16 protein-coding genes are annotated in these 15,548 nt (G+C 63.0%); 11 read left to right on the plus strand and 5 right to left on the minus strand.

Annotated elements, in window-relative coordinates; translation table 11 throughout:
- The first annotated feature begins 17 nt into the window (after positions 1 to 17).
- Genes F753_RS29580 through phnE form a run of 3 tightly spaced genes read left to right on the plus strand, consistent with a single transcriptional unit; the run spans position 18 to position 2,457 of the window.
- Positions 18 to 866: a phosphonate ABC transporter ATP-binding protein gene (locus F753_RS29580; RefSeq protein WP_023444297.1), complete on the plus strand. Its 849-nt coding sequence runs from the start codon at positions 18 to 20 to the stop codon at positions 864 to 866.
- Positions 860 to 1,693 carry a PhnE/PtxC family ABC transporter permease gene (locus F753_RS29585; RefSeq protein WP_023444298.1) on the plus strand — a complete coding sequence of 278 codons (834 nt, stop codon included), beginning with the start codon at positions 860 to 862 and terminating at the stop codon, positions 1,691 to 1,693. The genes F753_RS29580 and F753_RS29585 overlap by 7 nt, the downstream gene beginning before the upstream one ends.
- Complete coding sequence (gene phnE, locus F753_RS29590; RefSeq protein ID WP_023444299.1) at positions 1,690 to 2,457, plus strand: phosphonate ABC transporter, permease protein PhnE; 768 nt, start codon at positions 1,690 to 1,692, stop codon at positions 2,455 to 2,457. Before F753_RS29585 ends, phnE begins: the two co-directional genes overlap by 4 nt.
- 23 nt (positions 2,458 to 2,480) lie before the next feature.
- On the opposite strand, the gene F753_RS29595 is transcribed toward phnE, so the two are convergent.
- Positions 2,481 to 2,798, minus strand: a complete 318-nt coding sequence (locus F753_RS29595) for a DUF2288 domain-containing protein (protein ID WP_023444300.1) — start codon at positions 2,796 to 2,798, stop codon at positions 2,481 to 2,483.
- A gap of 199 nt (positions 2,799 to 2,997) precedes the next feature.
- Here F753_RS29595 and F753_RS29600 point away from each other — a divergent pair, with 199 nt between their 5' ends.
- The 8 genes from F753_RS29600 to F753_RS29635 all read left to right on the plus strand — a co-directional run bounded on the left by F753_RS29600 (position 2,998) and on the right by F753_RS29635 (position 9,932).
- Positions 2,998 to 4,116: a branched-chain amino acid ABC transporter substrate-binding protein gene (locus F753_RS29600; protein ID WP_014821207.1), complete on the plus strand. Its 1,119-nt coding sequence runs from the start codon at positions 2,998 to 3,000 to the stop codon at positions 4,114 to 4,116.
- Between the two features lie 257 nt (positions 4,117 to 4,373).
- Complete coding sequence (gene livH / locus F753_RS29605; RefSeq protein WP_003299167.1) at positions 4,374 to 5,297, plus strand: high-affinity branched-chain amino acid ABC transporter permease LivH; 924 nt, start codon at positions 4,374 to 4,376, stop codon at positions 5,295 to 5,297.
- Positions 5,294 to 6,550 (plus strand): high-affinity branched-chain amino acid ABC transporter permease LivM, encoded by a 1,257-nt coding sequence (locus F753_RS29610; protein WP_023444301.1) that lies wholly within the window; start codon positions 5,294 to 5,296, stop codon positions 6,548 to 6,550. The genes livH and F753_RS29610 overlap by 4 nt, the downstream gene beginning before the upstream one ends.
- On the plus strand, positions 6,547 to 7,314 hold the full coding sequence (gene livG, locus F753_RS29615) for a high-affinity branched-chain amino acid ABC transporter ATP-binding protein LivG (protein WP_023444302.1): 768 nt from the start codon (positions 6,547 to 6,549) through the stop codon (positions 7,312 to 7,314). The genes F753_RS29610 and livG overlap by 4 nt, the downstream gene beginning before the upstream one ends.
- A 2-nt stretch (positions 7,315 to 7,316) precedes the next feature.
- On the plus strand, positions 7,317 to 8,018 hold the full coding sequence (locus F753_RS29620; RefSeq protein ID WP_023444303.1) for an ABC transporter ATP-binding protein: 702 nt from the start codon (positions 7,317 to 7,319) through the stop codon (positions 8,016 to 8,018).
- Positions 8,019 to 8,182: 164 nt separating this feature from the next.
- Positions 8,183 to 8,989, plus strand: a complete 807-nt coding sequence (locus F753_RS29625; protein ID WP_023444304.1) for a dienelactone hydrolase family protein — start codon at positions 8,183 to 8,185, stop codon at positions 8,987 to 8,989.
- 104 nt (positions 8,990 to 9,093) lie between these two features.
- Positions 9,094 to 9,534 (plus strand): hypothetical protein, encoded by a 441-nt coding sequence (locus tag F753_RS29630; protein ID WP_023444305.1) that lies wholly within the window; start codon positions 9,094 to 9,096, stop codon positions 9,532 to 9,534.
- Positions 9,531 to 9,932 (plus strand): META domain-containing protein, encoded by a 402-nt coding sequence (locus F753_RS29635; protein WP_023444306.1) that lies wholly within the window; start codon positions 9,531 to 9,533, stop codon positions 9,930 to 9,932. Before F753_RS29630 ends, F753_RS29635 begins: the two co-directional genes overlap by 4 nt.
- Before the next feature lie 302 nt (positions 9,933 to 10,234).
- Here F753_RS29635 and F753_RS29640 read toward each other — a convergent pair whose 3' ends face one another.
- Genes F753_RS29640 through F753_RS29655 form a run of 4 tightly spaced genes read right to left on the minus strand, consistent with a single transcriptional unit; the run spans position 10,235 to position 15,335 of the window.
- Positions 10,235 to 13,609, minus strand: coding sequence for a LamG domain-containing protein (locus F753_RS29640; RefSeq protein WP_023444307.1), 3,375 nt, complete (start codon positions 13,607 to 13,609; stop codon positions 10,235 to 10,237).
- Positions 13,602 to 13,955 carry a pilus assembly protein MshP gene (locus F753_RS29645; RefSeq protein ID WP_245218621.1) on the minus strand — a complete coding sequence of 118 codons (354 nt, stop codon included), beginning with the start codon at positions 13,953 to 13,955 and terminating at the stop codon, positions 13,602 to 13,604. Before F753_RS29645 ends, F753_RS29640 begins: the two co-directional genes overlap by 8 nt.
- 49 nt (positions 13,956 to 14,004) lie before the next feature.
- Entirely contained in the window at positions 14,005 to 14,913 is a 909-nt protein-coding gene (locus F753_RS29650; RefSeq protein WP_023444309.1) for a PilW family protein, read from the minus strand.
- Positions 14,904 to 15,335, minus strand: coding sequence for a prepilin-type N-terminal cleavage/methylation domain-containing protein (locus tag F753_RS29655; protein ID WP_245218622.1), 432 nt, complete (start codon positions 15,333 to 15,335; stop codon positions 14,904 to 14,906). The genes F753_RS29650 and F753_RS29655 overlap by 10 nt, the downstream gene beginning before the upstream one ends.
- Positions 15,336 to 15,548 lie beyond the last annotated feature (213 nt).

The following is a 15,548-nucleotide window of genomic DNA, read 5'->3' on the forward strand; positions in this document are numbered from 1 at the left end:
CCGCGAACCCCCCAGCCATGAGCACATTGCAAACACCGCCGGCGCCAGGCCTCGCTGCACAACCGGCGCTGAAGCTGGCCGGCGTGGGCCACACCCACGCCGGCGGCCAGATCGCACTGCGGCGGCTCGACCTGCAGGTCGCGCAGGGTGAACGGGTCGCCATCATTGGCCCGTCCGGGGCCGGCAAGACCACGCTGCTGCGTCTGCTAGCCACGTCGCTCAAGCCAGATCAGGGCGATCTCGAGCTGCTCGGCAAGCGCCCCTGGACGCTCTCGGCGGGCGCTCGCCAACGCCTGCGCAGCCAGATCGGCCTGATCCACCAGGCGCCGCCGCTACCACCGCGACAGCGGGTGGTGACGGCGGTACTGGCGGGGCGTCTCGGCAACTGGTCGCTAGCCAAAAGCCTGCTCAGCCTGCTTTATCCCCTGGACCGCCAGGGCGCTGCCGAGGCGCTCGGGCGGCTCGACCTTGCCGACAAGCTGTACATGCGCTGCGATCAGCTATCCGGCGGCCAGCTGCAGCGGGTCGGAATCGCCCGCATGCTTTACCAGGCGCCGGAGCTGATCCTCGCCGACGAACCCGTCTCAGCCATGGACCCGGTGCTCGCCAGTCACACGCTGGGCGTGCTCAACCGCGAGGCGCAACGTCGCAACGCCACGCTGCTGGCTAGCCTGCACGCGGTGGAGCTGGCACTGGAACACTTTCCGCGAATCGTCGGCGTGCGTGACGGCCGCATCCTGTTCGACAAGCCTGCCGGCGAAATCGGCCCCGACGAGCTGGCGGCGCTGTATGCCAATGAGCAGCTTCAGCATGCCCCGTCGCCCCCTGCTGCAGCGCCCCCGCCACTGAACATTCCGCGATGCTGAACCCCGCAACTGTCCGACACGATCCTGCCGCCGCGCCACGCCTGATGTTGACCCTGCTGGCCGTGGCGCTGCTGTGGCCAGGGGTAAGTCTGAGCGAGCTGGACCTGGGTGTGCTGTTCGACGGCAGCAATGCCGACACCATGGGCACGTTTCTCTCGGCGTTCTGGCCACCGGAGCACAGCGGCGAATTCCTCGGCCTGCTCTGGCAGGCGACACTGGAAACCCTGGCAATTGCCACTGCCGGCATGACCCTGGCCCTGGCTGTCGCCATCCCCTGCGCCCTGCTTGCCACCCGCGTGCTGTCGCTCTCGGCGCTCAGCCGTGGTGGTCGCCCGGCCTGGTGGGCGCAAGCGCTGCGCTGGCCGGTACGCGGCCTGCTGATCGTGCTGCGCAGCATCCCGGAGATCGTCTGGGCGCTGTTGTTCGTCCGCGCCGTAGGCCTGGGGCCGACCGCCGGCGTACTGGCCATCGCCATCACCTACGCCGGCATGCTCGGCAAGGTCTACGCGGAGATCTTCGAGTCGGTCGACCCGCTACCCGCCCGCGCACTGCTCGGTGCCGGCGCCTCGCGGCTGCAGGCCTTCCTCTACGGCGTGCTGCCGCAGGCCACGGGCGAGATGCTGTCGTACAGCGTCTACCGCTGGGAATGTGCGATCCGAGCCTCGGTGGTGATGGGTTTCGTCGGCGCCGGTGGACTCGGCCAGCAGATGGACCTGTCGATGCGCATGTTCGCCGGCGGTGAAGTCGCCAGCATGTTGCTGACGTTCCTCGCGCTGGTGCTGCTGGCCGACCTGCTGAGCCGAATGCTGCGCTGGAGATTCGCATGAGTCTGCTGTTGCGCCTGCTGATTCCGACCGGGCTGGTCGCGGCCGTGGTGACCGCCTTTGCCTTCCTGCAGCTGGAAAGCGCCGCGCTGCTCAGCCGAGACGGCCTTGCGCAGATGGCCACCTACGCTTCGGGATTCATGGCGCCGGACCTGTCGCCCGCGCATCTGCAGGCGATCGCTCGCGGCACGCTGGAAACACTGGCGATGTCGGCCATCGGCACATTGCTCGCAGCCCTGTTCGGCTTGTTGCTGGCACTCCCCGCGGCGGGCCGTTTCGGTCTGCTGGCACAGGCTGCATCACGCCTGCTGCTCAATGCGCTACGGGCGATTCCGGAATTGGTTTGGGCCGCGCTGATGGTGCTGGCAGCGGGGCTCGGGCCGAACGCCGGCACCCTGGCGCTGGCGCTGCACACGGCTGGCGTGCTGGGGCGCCTGTTCGCCGAAGCGCTGGAAAATCCCCCGCCGCAGCCCGCCGACGCCCTTCGCCTGGCCGGTAGCGGACGCATCGCGGCATTTTGCTACGGCACGCTGCCCTCGCTTTGGCCGCAACTGGTGGCCTACACGCTGTACCGCTGGGAAAACAATGTTCGCATGGCCAGCGTGCTCGGCTTCGTTGGCGCCGGCGGCCTGGGCCAGATGCTCTACATGAGCCTCAGCCTGTTCCAGGAAGCCCAAGCCTCGACGGTGATCCTGGCCATGCTGGCGATGGTACTGGCGGTCGACAGCCTGAGTGCCTGGGCCAGGCAGCGCTGGGTACGAGGATGACTTAAACCTGAGCTCGCCCCTTTTCAGTGCAATGCAGGTTTGCCGACGCGCTCCTGCACCAGCACCCAGGGTGCGACCACGACGGCCCAGAGGTCGGGGTCACGCTCCAGCCAGTCCTGCGCCTGCCCAGGCTGCATCTTCGATAGCTGTCCGCCGTGGAGCCACGCCGCTACCTTGGTCTGATAGTCCTCGGCGACGGCTAGCGCCACCTCGACCAGATCAGCATCCCCAGCCACCTGCAGCAGCGCTCCGCGAGCGAAGAACGGCTGCAGTTCTTCCCAGGTAATCGCTGCGGTTTCGCCCAACAGCTTGGCATAAAGAGTGCTTGCGTCGTCGGCCATGGGACTCACCAGATACGAAAAGGGCGCAATGATACCCGCGCCCCGATTCCCATCAAACGGTTGAATCTGCCGGCTGTGCAAACGGAGGAGACACTTCTACACTGTGCCGGTACAGTTGCCGGAGCGTTTCGGGATGTTCGCCTCTTAACGGCACTCCGGCCCGCAGGATTCAAACAATAACGATGCAAGTGGAGCACTTATGAAGACCAACCAGCGTCTTTCGAAAATTTTTCTGGCAATGGCACTGACCGGCGCAGCCAGCTACACCCTGGCCGCCGACACGATCCGCATCGGATTGGCAGGGCCGGTAACCGGGCCGGTGGCGCAGTACGGGGACATGCAGTTCATCGGGGCCGAAATGGCCATCGAGCAGATCAACAAGGCCGGCGGGGTGAACGGTCAGCAACTGGAAGGCGTGCGCTACGACGACGCCTGCGATCCGAAGCAGGCCGTGGCGGTGGCCAACAAGATCGTCAATGACGAAGTGCAGTTCGTTGTCGGCCACCTCTGCTCCAGCTCCACTCAGCCGGCGTCCGACATCTATGAGGACGAAGGCATCCTGATGATCACCGCGGCTTCCACCAGCCCGGACATCACCTCCCGCGGTTACGAGCTGATTTTCCGTACCATCGGCCTCGACAGCCTGCAGGGCCCGACCGCCGGCAACTTCATTGCCGACCACGTCAAGCCGAAGAACGTCGCCGTCATCCACGACAAGCAGCAGTACGGTGAAGGCATTGCCACTGCCGTCAAGCAGACCCTGGAAAGCAAGAACATCAAGGTCGGCCTGTTCGAAGGCATCAATGCCGGCGACAAGGACTTCTCCTCGCTGATCGCCAAGCTCAAGCGCGAAGGCGTGGATTTCGTCTACTACGGCGGCTACCACCCGGAACTGGGTCTGCTGCTGCGTCAGTCCAAGGAAAAAGGCCTGAATGTGCGCTTCATGGGGCCTGAAGGCGTCGGCAACTCGGAAATCTCCGCCATCGCCGGCCCGGCTTCCGAAGGCATGTACGTGACGCTGCCGAAGTCGTTCGATCAGGACCCGCGCAACAAGGAACTGGTAGACGGCTTCAAGGCCAAGAAGCAGGACCCGAGCGGCCCGTTCGTATTCCCCGCCTACGCCGCCGTGCAGGTCATTGCCGAAGGTATCGAGAAGGCCGGCAGCACCGACACCGAAAAGGTGGCCGAGGCGCTGCGCAGCAACACCTTCGACACTCCGACCGGCATGCTCTCCTTCGACGAGAAGGGCGACCTGAAGGACTTCAACTTCGTCGTCTACGAATGGCACCAGGACGGCACCAAGACCGAAGCCAAGTAAATTCCATCAGCCTGACGAAGCCCACACTCGCTTGTGGGCTTTGTTTTAAGCAGGCGGCCCAGCCAAAAGCACCCGGGTCGCCCTGCCGTACCTGTAATTCAACGAGCGGCCTGAACAGCAGGCCCACCTCGAACCGATGCAGTGCGTGATCCGCACAGCACCGTACCGCAGTGGCGCCGCGCCAGGGTGTGCGGTGCGTTCGACGTGGGCAGCGCAGCAGACCGAAACGCAATTGCAGGGACTTCGGGAGAGCAGTGATGCCTGAGCTTTACCACTACCTACAACAGCTGATCAACGGGCTCACCGTTGGCAGCACCTATGCGCTGATCGCCATCGGCTACACGATGGTGTACGGCATCATCGGCATGATCAACTTCGCCCACGGCGAGGTGTACATGATCGGCTCGTATGTCGCCTTCATCGCCATTGTCGGCCTGTCCATGATGGGCCTGGATGCGCTACCTATCTTGATGATGGGTGCGTTCGTCGCCGCCATCATCGTCACCAGCGCCTACGGTTACAGCATCGAACGGGTCGCCTACCGCCCGCTGCGTGGCAGTAATCGCCTGATTCCGCTGATCTCGGCCATCGGCATGTCGATCTTCCTGCAGAACGTCGTGCTGCTGGCTCAGGACTCCAAGGACAAGGCGATTCCCAACCTGATGCCGGGCAACCTGGTGTTCGGTGAAAGCACCATGAATGGCGTGGTGATTTCGTACATGCAGATCCTGATCTTCGTGGTCACCTTCGTTGCCATGTACGGGCTGACGATGTTCATCTCGCGGTCACGTCTGGGGCGCGCCTGCCGCGCCTGCGCAGAAGACCTGAAGATGGCCAACCTGTTGGGCATCAACACCAACGGCATCATCGCCCTGACCTTTGTCATCGGTGCTGCGCTGGCCGCCATCGCAGCTGTGCTGATCAGCATGCAGTACGGCGTGATCAACCCGCACATCGGCTTTCTCGCCGGCATCAAGGCATTCACCGCTGCAGTACTCGGCGGCATTGGCAGCATTCCAGGCGCCATGCTCGGCGGTCTGGTGCTTGGTGTGGCCGAGGCCTTCGGTGCTGACATCTTCGGCGACCAGTACAAGGATGTCGTGGCGTTCAGCCTGCTGGTGCTGGTCCTACTGTTCCGCCCCACCGGCATCCTCGGCCGCCCGGAGGTGGAAAAGGTATGACCGGCAATCTCCGTACAGCCTTCTTCAGCGCCCTGCTGGTCATCGCCGTTGCGGTGCCGGTATTCGGCCTGAAGCTCACCACCGTCGGCATCCGCGTCGAAGTGCACGGCGCCGAAGCCGGTACGTTCTGGATCATCGCCGCCTGCGCGGTAGCCATGTTCGTCTGGCAACTGTTCCGTACTCACCTGGCCGCCGGCTGGGCCGCCAGCCCAAGCCTGCCGAGCGTACCCGCAGGCGCGGGCAGCTTCCTTACCCTGCCCTCGACCCAACGCTGGATCATCATCGCTCTGATCCTCGTCGCGCTGGCGTGGCCGTTCTATGGGTCACGTGGCGCGGTGGACATCGCCACGCTGATCCTGATCTACGTGATGCTCGGCCTCGGCCTGAACATCGTCGTCGGTCTGGCCGGCCTGCTCGACCTGGGTTACGTCGGCTTCTACGCCGTCGGTGCTTACACCTATGCGCTGCTCTCGCACTACTACGGGGTCGGGTTCTGGACTGCACTGCCCATCGCCGGCGCGATGGCGGCACTGTTCGGCTTCCTGCTGGGCTTCCCGGTGTTGCGCCTGCGCGGTGACTATCTGGCCATCGTGACCCTCGGCTTCGGCGAGATCATTCGCATCCTGCTACGCAACATGACCGACCTCACCGGCGGCCCGAACGGCATCAGCGGCATCGACAAACCGACCCTGTTCGGCCTGTCCTTCGACCGCCGCGCAGCCGAGGGCATGCAGACGTTCCACGAGTATTTCGGCGTGGCCTATAACTCGGTGAACAAGGTGATCTTCCTCTACCTGATCGCCTTGCTGCTGGTGCTGCTGACATTGTTCGTGATCAACCGCCTGCTGCGCATGCCGATCGGCCGCGCCTGGGAAGCCTTGCGCGAAGACGAGATCGCCTGCCGCGCGCTGGGCATGAACCCCACCGTGATCAAGCTCTCGGCCTTCACCCTAGGTGCAACCTTTGCCGGTTTCGCCGGCAGTTTCTTCGCCGCACGCCAGGGCCTGGTGTCGCCGGAGTCGTTCACCTTCATCGAGTCGGCGATCATCCTCGCCATCGTCGTGCTGGGTGGCATGGGCTCGCAGCTCGGCGTGATCCTCGCAGCCATCGTGATGATCCTGCTGCCTGAGCTGATGCGCGAATTCAGCGAATACCGCATGTTGATGTTCGGCGCCCTGATGGTGCTGATGATGATCTGGCGTCCGCAAGGCCTGCTGCCGATGCAACGCCCACACCTGGAGCTGAAGCAATGAGCCGCCCGATTCTAGAAGTACGCGGCCTGATGATGCGTTTTGGCGGCCTGCTGGCGGTCAACGAGGTGGGGCTGACGGTACATGACAAGCAAGTGGTTTCGATGATCGGCCCCAACGGCGCCGGCAAGACCACGGTGTTCAACTGCCTGACCGGCTTCTACCAGCCGACCGCGGGGGAAATCCTCCTCGACGGCACGCCGATCCACGGCCTGCCTGGCCACAAGATCGCTCGTCAGGGCGTGGTGCGCACGTTCCAGAACGTCCGCCTGTTCAAGGACATGACGGCCGTGGAAAACCTGTTGGTGGCCCAGCACCGTCACCTGAACACCGGCTTCCTTGCCGGCTTGTTCAAGACGCCGGCGTTTCGCAAGAGCGAGCGCGAGGCGATGGACTTCGCTGCGCACTGGCTGGAACAGGTCAATCTGACCGATGTCGCCAATCGACCGGCGGGCACCCTCGCCTACGGCCAGCAGCGCCGTCTGGAAATCGCCCGCTGCATGATGACGCGCCCGCGCATCCTCATGCTCGACGAACCGGCGGCCGGCCTGAACCCCAGAGAAACCGAGGATCTCAAGGCCCTGATCGCCATGCTACGCGACAAACACGGGGTCACCGTGCTGCTGATCGAGCACGACATGAAGCTGGTCATGAGCATTTCCGACCACATCTACGTGATCAATCAGGGCACCCCGCTGGCCAATGGTTCACCCGAGCAAGTCCGTAACAATCCGGACGTGATCAAAGCCTATCTGGGGGAGGCGTAAGCATGCTGACTTTCGAAAACGTCTCGACCTTCTACGGCAAGATCCAGGCCCTGCACGACATCAACGTGCAGGTCGAACAGGGCGAGATCGTCACCCTGATCGGCGCCAACGGTGCCGGCAAGTCGACCCTGCTGATGACCCTGTGCGGCTCGCCGCAGGCAGCCAGTGGCAGCATCCGCTTCCAGGGCGAGGAGCTGGTCGGCCAGCAGACCTGCGACATCATGCGCAAGGCCATCGCCGTGGTGCCCGAAGGCCGGCGGATCTTCGCCCGTCTGACGGTTGAGGAAAACCTCTCCATGGGCGGCTTCTTCACCGGCAAGACGGACTTCCAGGAGCAACTGGACAAGGTGCTCGGCCTGTTCCCGCGGCTCAAGGAGCGCTACCAGCAACGCGGTGGCACCATGTCCGGCGGTGAACAGCAGATGCTCGCCATCGCCCGCGCGCTGATGAGCAAACCCAAGCTGCTGCTACTCGACGAGCCATCGCTGGGCTTGGCGCCGATCATCATCCAGCAGATTTTCGAGATCATCGAACAGCTGCGTGAGGATGGCGTGACGGTGTTTCTGGTCGAGCAGAACGCCAACCAAGCGCTCAAGCTGGCCGACCGCGGTTACGTGCTGGAGAACGGGCATATCGTCATGCAGGGCAGCGGCGAGGACCTGCTGACCGATCCGAAAGTGCGCGACGCCTACCTGGGCGGCTGACATCGCCACCACGCTCAACGAAAAAGCCCTGCCAACCGGCAGGGCTTTTTCGTCTTATACGTATCCATCACGCAGCCGAACCCGGGCGCTGCGCGTGCAGTCGAAGAACCGCTATCCTTCTTCGAACCCTTCGCCAACATAACGATCACCAAGGAGATCCCACGATGCGCCACTGCCTGTTCGGCCTGCTCATGGTTGCCAGCGTCACTGCGAATGCCGAGATTCAGACGCAGGAAATCCCCTACACCGCTGCCGATGGCACCGAGATGATCGGCTACTACGCCTATGACGACGCCATCGAAGGCAAGCGTCCCGGCATCGTCGTGGTACACGAATGGTGGGGGCTGAACGACTATGCCAAGCAGCGCGCTCGCGACCTCGCCGAGCTGGGCTACAGCGCCCTCGCCATCGACATGTACGGCGAAGGCAAGAATACCGATCACCCGAAAGACGCCATGAGCTTCATGCAGGCCGCGCTGAAGGACGCCGATGCTGCCAAGGGCCGCTTCAACGCCGGCCTCGACCTGCTCAAGGAACAGGCCCAGACCGATACCGCCAAACTGGGCGCTGTGGGCTACTGCTTCGGCGGCAAGGTGGTTCTGGACATGGCGCGCCAGGGTGTGCCGCTGGAAGGCGTGGTCAGCTTCCACGGCGCGCTGGCCACCGAAACCCGCGCCGCCCCCGGCAGCGTCAAGGCGCGTGTGCTGGTCGAACATGGCAGCGAGGACAGCATGATCAGCACCGACGACATCGCCGCGCTGAACGTCGAGATGGTCAAGGCCGGCGCCGACTACCAGTTCGTCAGCCTGCCAGGCGCCAAGCACAGCTTCACCAATCCGGGCGCCGACGCCCACCAGAAGAATGGCCTGGACGTCGCCTATCAGAAGGCCGCGGACGAACGCTCCTGGCGCGACATGCAACGCTTTTTCGAAGACACTTTCGGCACGCCGGCAACCGCTCAGGCGCAGTGATCGGCTCGCTTCTCGACCGTGATTCGTCCCGGCGTCCCGGCGGCACGCCTGCCGCCGGGGCGCGTGCTAGCATTGCGCGCACAACTCACCGTCGATCACGAGTCATGGCCGAACACGATTTCCGCTACACCCTGCTCAACCCCGCCCACACCCTCACCGAATGCCGTGCGCTGGCGCCGGGCCGCTATCAGGTAACCGGCAATGGCGGCTCGATTCGCAGCGGCGATGTACTGATCGTCACGCTCAAGGGCAGCCGCGACCTTTCCCAGCGCCTGACAGTGGAGAAGGTCCGCCACCTGATCAACCCGCCGGGGCAATGGATGGCGGTGGCCAGCGGGCCGGTATTCCGCGAACTGGAAATCCTCAACTGGCAGGTCGCCTGCGACAGCTGCGGCAAACAGCTGGACTTCGAGTTCGCCGCGGACGCCAAGCTCGGCGAGGCCGCACGCAAGCCCGCCGCCCAGGCGCGCATCACCGAACTGGGCTGGTCCGGTCAGAACGACCAGCACCGCTGCCCCAGCTGCCAGAAGGAGCAACAGGCATGACTTCACGAATCCTGCCACTCATCGCAGCCCTCGGACTCACAGGCTGTGCCACCGAGCAACTCGAGCTGCAACGCGACGTCACCTACATTGCCGAATGGATCGGCGATGAAGCAGTGATCGGCCGCACGCCCGTCTCGCTCACGCTGAGCGACGGCCGCGCCTACGGCAACGCGGGCTGCAACCACTGGTTCGGCAGTTACGAGCGTGATGGCCAGCAGATCCGCTTCAGCAACCTGGGCAGCACACGCAAGATGTGCGCGGAGGAAATCATGGAACAGGAGCACCACTTCCTCGATCTGCTCAATCGCGTCGAGCGCTGGGATGTCTCCAACATCGACCAACTGCGCCTCTGGCCCGCCCAGGGCACCCCGCTACGGCTCTGGCCGGAACAGGAATAACGCGCCAAATGTGCGCATGCAACAAGGCATGCGCACTGCTTTCACGCGAGATCACATCTGCCGACCCTTCCTTACGGCAGCTGACACAGCGCCTGGGACCCGCCGCCCCTCGGATTCCGGCGTTCAGCACCTGCGAACAAGCCCGAGCAAAGCCGCCTGCCGACCTTCACGAAACTGGCACATCCAGTGCATAGACTGAATCAACCAGTTTCGGGGACCCTGGTACTGGCAGGCCAGGGATTCCCCTCTTTTACACCCGGACGAAAAGGCCGCTCATTGAGCGGCCTTTTTGCTTTCGGAACTCACATTCCCCGGTATACCTCACGACGGAAGATCAATGGCTTCGGGCCATGATAGATTCCGAAACTGGCCAGCCCCCGACTCGCCTCCCGCCCCTTGCCCTGCCAGTCATACCAGAGCCATTCCGGCACATTTGGAAAGCCGATACGAGCTTCGCCGGTGGCTTCTGGCTTGGTAATGACCAGGCTGCCTTCATACCCCGTCTGTCCGCCATCGATCTGAAGGCTCTTATTCGCCAGGTTGCCCACCTGTTCGAATGCCTGCGCGTTCCCCCAAACCGAAGCACTGCAGGTATCACCGCCTTCAGGGAGAAAGATATTCGAGGCCTGCCAGGTCTCAATAACCCAGGGCAGGCTGAGGTCCTGCAACTCCGAGCCATGGCCGTTGCCGATGCGTAGCCGGCCCAGACGGAACTCGCTGTGGTCCAGCACCGCCTCGGCTTCCTGGCAAGTGCTGCCGTTGCATACACCATCCCCATCGGTCAGCTGTTGCACAGTGAAGCGCAGGAGAACCTGGAATGGATGATCAGCGGCATCAGGTTGCGTAGCGAGACCGTAGCGTAGCCAATCCGCACCCCAGGTATAGGTCCGCTGCCCGTCACCGTCGTTATTCCCGCTCTCGCTGGGAGCGAGGTCTCTGATGGACTGCCAGGTTAGCGCCTCGGGCATGCCGTTTCCCTGGTCCAGTCGAGGGCTGAGGTCCAGTTTCCCGCCAACCGCTAACCAACTCGGGGTCGGGCTACTAGCGAAGCCCCAGAAGCCATCGAAATCGTAGTTCTCGGTGGGGTACTCCGCCCCGTCGGCAATGCCATAGCCAGTGATCGTCAGCGCAGGCGGCTTAGCCACGGCGACTGGCTGATCCTGATAGCTGAACACGCCGCACCCCGAGTTCAGCGCGCCCTCGATTGTTGCCTTCAGGTAACGAGGGATGAACCGCCCGATCAGAGCCGAATCGCTGGCTGGCACTGCCACGCCGAGATAGGGAGGCGGCTCGACTCGCAGGCGAAACACGCCAACCTCTGACAGCGCTACATCCTGGATAACAGCTCCATCCCAGTTTGCCGGCGAGCCGGATGGCAGATGATCGTAGCGCCCGTCTACCGGTGTGAGTACACGCCCAGCCACCCCACCGATAACTGGAGAGGGGGCTTGGACCATCGGGCGTAGCTGCAGCTGATCCTGTCGATAGTTTCTCGTCGTGCTCGCTTTACAGAGCTCGCCATCGGCACGCCAGGCTACCGGTCTGATCGTTGTTGAAAATACCTGCCCAACCTTCCGGAACACATCGCAGCTGCTGTCTCCGGCCGAGCAGGTCTGCGATGGCTCGATGCAGAACCCCGCCGGTGCGGAAACGAAGTCATCGCTGCCGGTCATCGGCCCGCTGTCACCCTCCTCTGCGCTGCCCGGATAGTAGGCGTTGAGCAGCATCCGGCCGGTTTCGGCGTAGTTCACGTCGAGCGAGGTGGCGCCGTTCTGATCGAAACGAAGCGCGAGCGGCCGAGCCTCTGCAAAGTTCTGCCCGACCGCTTCGGCATTCACCTGAACTGGTTTCGAGCTGTCCGACAGCTCGCTGACTAACGGAGTGACGAAGCTGCTCCAGAAACGCACCTCACGCGTGCTGTCGGTGAACGCCGGCTCGCAGCGAGGGCTGCCTTCGTCACCGACGTCAATGACCGCACGCATGGGCACAGCCGAATGTCCGCGACCGGCCTGCATATCCGGCACATCGAAGATGAAGCCGCTCTGCGCGAAGTTCAGAATACAGTCGGAAGAAAGGGGTGCATCGCCAATCCGGCAAAGTGTCGATCTAGAGGCATCAGGCTCTGAAGCGTCGACAGCCAAGGGCATCTGCAACTGTAGCCCCTGCAGCTTAAAGGTCCCGACGCCACCTCTGATCGTCTGCTGGTTGCCACCGAGCCAGCCCTCCCCTCTGAGGATTACCGATACGTCGCCCTGGTAGGGCTGGCAGGCCCCAGGGGCTGCATTGGTACAGGCCATGAGCGTGACGGCCTGAGGGCTGCAGGTATGTGCTAAGGCACTGGTGGAGAACTCGAAGTGATCGATGCCTGCTGGCGTGCCACACCAATGACGCGCTGCCATCTGCCTCCTGTAGTCATCGATAGTCCAGAGCCCTTGATGTAACCGAACCTCGTCGATCGATCCGACGAGACCACTTGAATCACCTGCGATGATAAGAGGGTCAGTGTCGTTCGGAGTTGAACCAAACAAGAATGTCTCACTGGCTGCCGACTCGGCAGTTCCATCCAAATAAAGTGCCCCGTCTAGCCTGTCCAAACCTAAGAAGACGACCGTTAGTTTGAGGTGAAAGCCTACGTGCACCCACTTGCCAATCGGGAGTGGCCGAGAGTAAACCGTCAAAGCCCTTCCGCCGAACCAGGTAGGCGCTCGCGAAGTTAATACCAACCGACGTTGGTTATCTAACTCAAGCCTGTACGTAGTGCCCTTCGAAAATACGGCGACGTTACCGCTCGGCGTTGCCTCCACCTTGAGCCAGAAACTCGCACTCAGTTCACGCTTGAGATCAAGTGAGTCGTGATCTCGTACCAGCACCGCACTTGCGGGTGCATCGAATCGCCCATATCGACACGTTCCCTCGCCTTGCCTATCGACGGGCCGGGCCGGGTCAGCCCCGGCGGTAACGGCCCCGCCAATTACCTGGATGTCGAATGCCCCTCGCCCCGTGTTCGCCGGTACGCCCCAGCTCGCCTCATCGAAACGCAAGTAAAGCGGGATATTTTCGGTAGTCTGGCAGAGGTCGCCCTGAGCAAACGCCGACGCGGCCACCTCGTCGTAGGTGATAACGTCTTTGACCTTGGTATCGATGCTGCCTTCGGCTGTTAGGGCACCCTCTATGTGAGCGCTAGAATTGGCGGTGACATCGCCGGTCACATACACCAAGGCATTGATATCGTTCTTGGTGCCGATGGTTAGATTTCCGCGCACGACAATCAGCAAGTCGGCCGCCGAACCGTTCGGATTGATCCTGCTATGCGGTGCGAGTTCGAGATCGCCGTCGACGAACATCCGCACGGGCCGGCCGGCCGTTACCGAGATGGTCTCGCCGTTGTTCAGCTTGCCGGCGTCGTAGAAGTAATCCCCGCTTGCGGTGTATGCGGCACCACGGGAGGGAAAGGGGCCGTAGACCTGACGATCCATTACGGCAAGGTCGAGTGTCGCGCCAGTATCCGGCGTTGCGTCCTGGGGAAAGACATTTGAGCAGAGCGCCGCCGACGCGGTTGGGCTGCCCAGACAGACAATACCGAGCAGGCAAAGCACCGCGAGCGACGATGCCTCGACCCGCGCACAGCGCGTCAGTAGCCTCCAGCTGCCCCGTATGCTCTCGAGCATGTCAATCATCCTTTTCCACCACGGCACTCAACTGCCGATACACATGATCCGGGCTGCCCGGCGAGGCGTACTGTGCGCTAGCCTGCAGTGAGATGAAGCGCAGGCTACGCTCTTCCTCGGGCAGAGATACGGCAGCGCCCGGGGCACACTGCACGTCCACCGTGAAGCCCTGGAGCATGAAGTTATCGCTGCAGGATTCACCGGCCATCGCCCTATGGATCCCCCACTCAATCCCGGCCCGCGCTGCCTGATAGGCCCGCGCCTGCAGGATCGCCATGCTGCTGGTGGCGCTCTGAGTTTCGGACATCCGCGCCATGGCCGCGATCGCGCCGGCGATGACGATAATGACAAACATCGCGGCGACTAGCCCGAAGCCGCCCTGGCGACTCTGTAGGAAGGAAAAATCAGGGCGCATTATCGACCTGGACCTGCTGCAAGAGGGTGACGGTTCCGCCAGCGCCAGCCAGTACCAGTTTGAGCGTCACAAGGCCGTTGCGCGTGTTGTTGCCGGGTTCGTAGCTGAACTGGCTCTGGCCGCAATCGACACGATCGACCACGGTGGCGGCACCGGAATAATCAGACGCGGCCAGTTCGCCAAATTCGGCGCGAATTAGCGCACCGTTTCGGCACTGATAGCCGACGGCTCGGTCGGCCAGAAAAAACCGATGCTGCGGCGAGGCGAACTCAAAACGGAAAGCCGAGAGATCAGCCTCAAGCACGCCGTTTTCCCATGTGAAGACCTTGGGTGACACCGGCGAGACCGCTCCATCGACGGGCTCGGGGCGCCCGACGAGCGAACCGGTGTTATAGATGATCAGCCAATGCTTGTTGTTTTTGCTATCTGCCGGCTCGATTGGGCTGAGGATATCGATCACGCAGCGGCCGGATATCTGCGTACAGGCCGGTGGATCCTGACGTGGCCCATCGGGCACCGGCAGATTGGCCCGATAGCGTCCGGCGGCCGCAATCGGAACGAGCCTGACTTCATCGCCCGTGTCGGCTACAAGGACGGAGTTCGGTACGGCTAGCCGAATATCGCGCGCCATCCGGTTGAGCGCAATCGCCGCCCGATCGGTCAGTTCAGCCCGCTGACTATTATCGGCGAAGCCTTGCAACGGCCGCGACATGACCGTACCGACCATCACCGCAACGACGCCAGCCAGCGCGATCACCATGATCAGCTCGACCAGCGTGAACCCATTGGTACTGCCTACGGTTTGCCTGAAGCCCTGACGGGAGAGTGCCCAGCCAGCGCCCGCGAATGTCCTCGCTCGCTGACTGTTCTGGCGCCTCGGCGCTCGCATCAGGGGCATAGGGCATTCCCCGAGGCGTCGTACTCACCGTAGCAGGTGCGCCAACCGGAAAGCTGTAACAACTGGTTCTGCGGATCGGTCACCGTCACCTCGATGCGGGTGGCGTCAACACCGTTCAGATTGGCAGCACCATCGACCGTCAGTGCGACCGAGTAGCCGACCAGCTCGGTAACCGGTTCGCCGGCAAGATTTCGGGGTGCAGCGGCCGATTGCGCCGCGCTGCTCAGCTGACCGTAAGGCAGCGCCAGCGCCGCCGACAGATAGCTTTCGGCGATCATTACGCTCTGCTGGCGCAGCAGCGGATCGGCCGAGCGCGCGGTGATGCTGGCCATGGCGAAAAACAATGCCGCTGCGGCGATGCCGATGATAACGATGGTGATGACCAGTTCGACCAGAGTCATTCCGCGTTGTGGCCGGATCACGGCTGATACCTCGGTCCCGTGGCGCGGCCGTAGGGTGGAAAACCGCGCAGCGTTTTCCACCATGGGGCCGGATTGTGACTGGTGGCGTGGAGAACATTGGTGGATGGGTAAAGCGTCATCCACCCTACGTTGAAGCCCGTTAGGCTGTGAATGAGGAAAATGGTGTCGAAGTCCAATGCGCATCGAAGCAATGACCGGACCCTGCCGATACTC

The organism is Stutzerimonas chloritidismutans AW-1 (assembly GCF_000495915.1).
Lineage (GTDB): Bacteria > Pseudomonadota > Gammaproteobacteria > Pseudomonadales > Pseudomonadaceae > Stutzerimonas > Stutzerimonas chloritidismutans.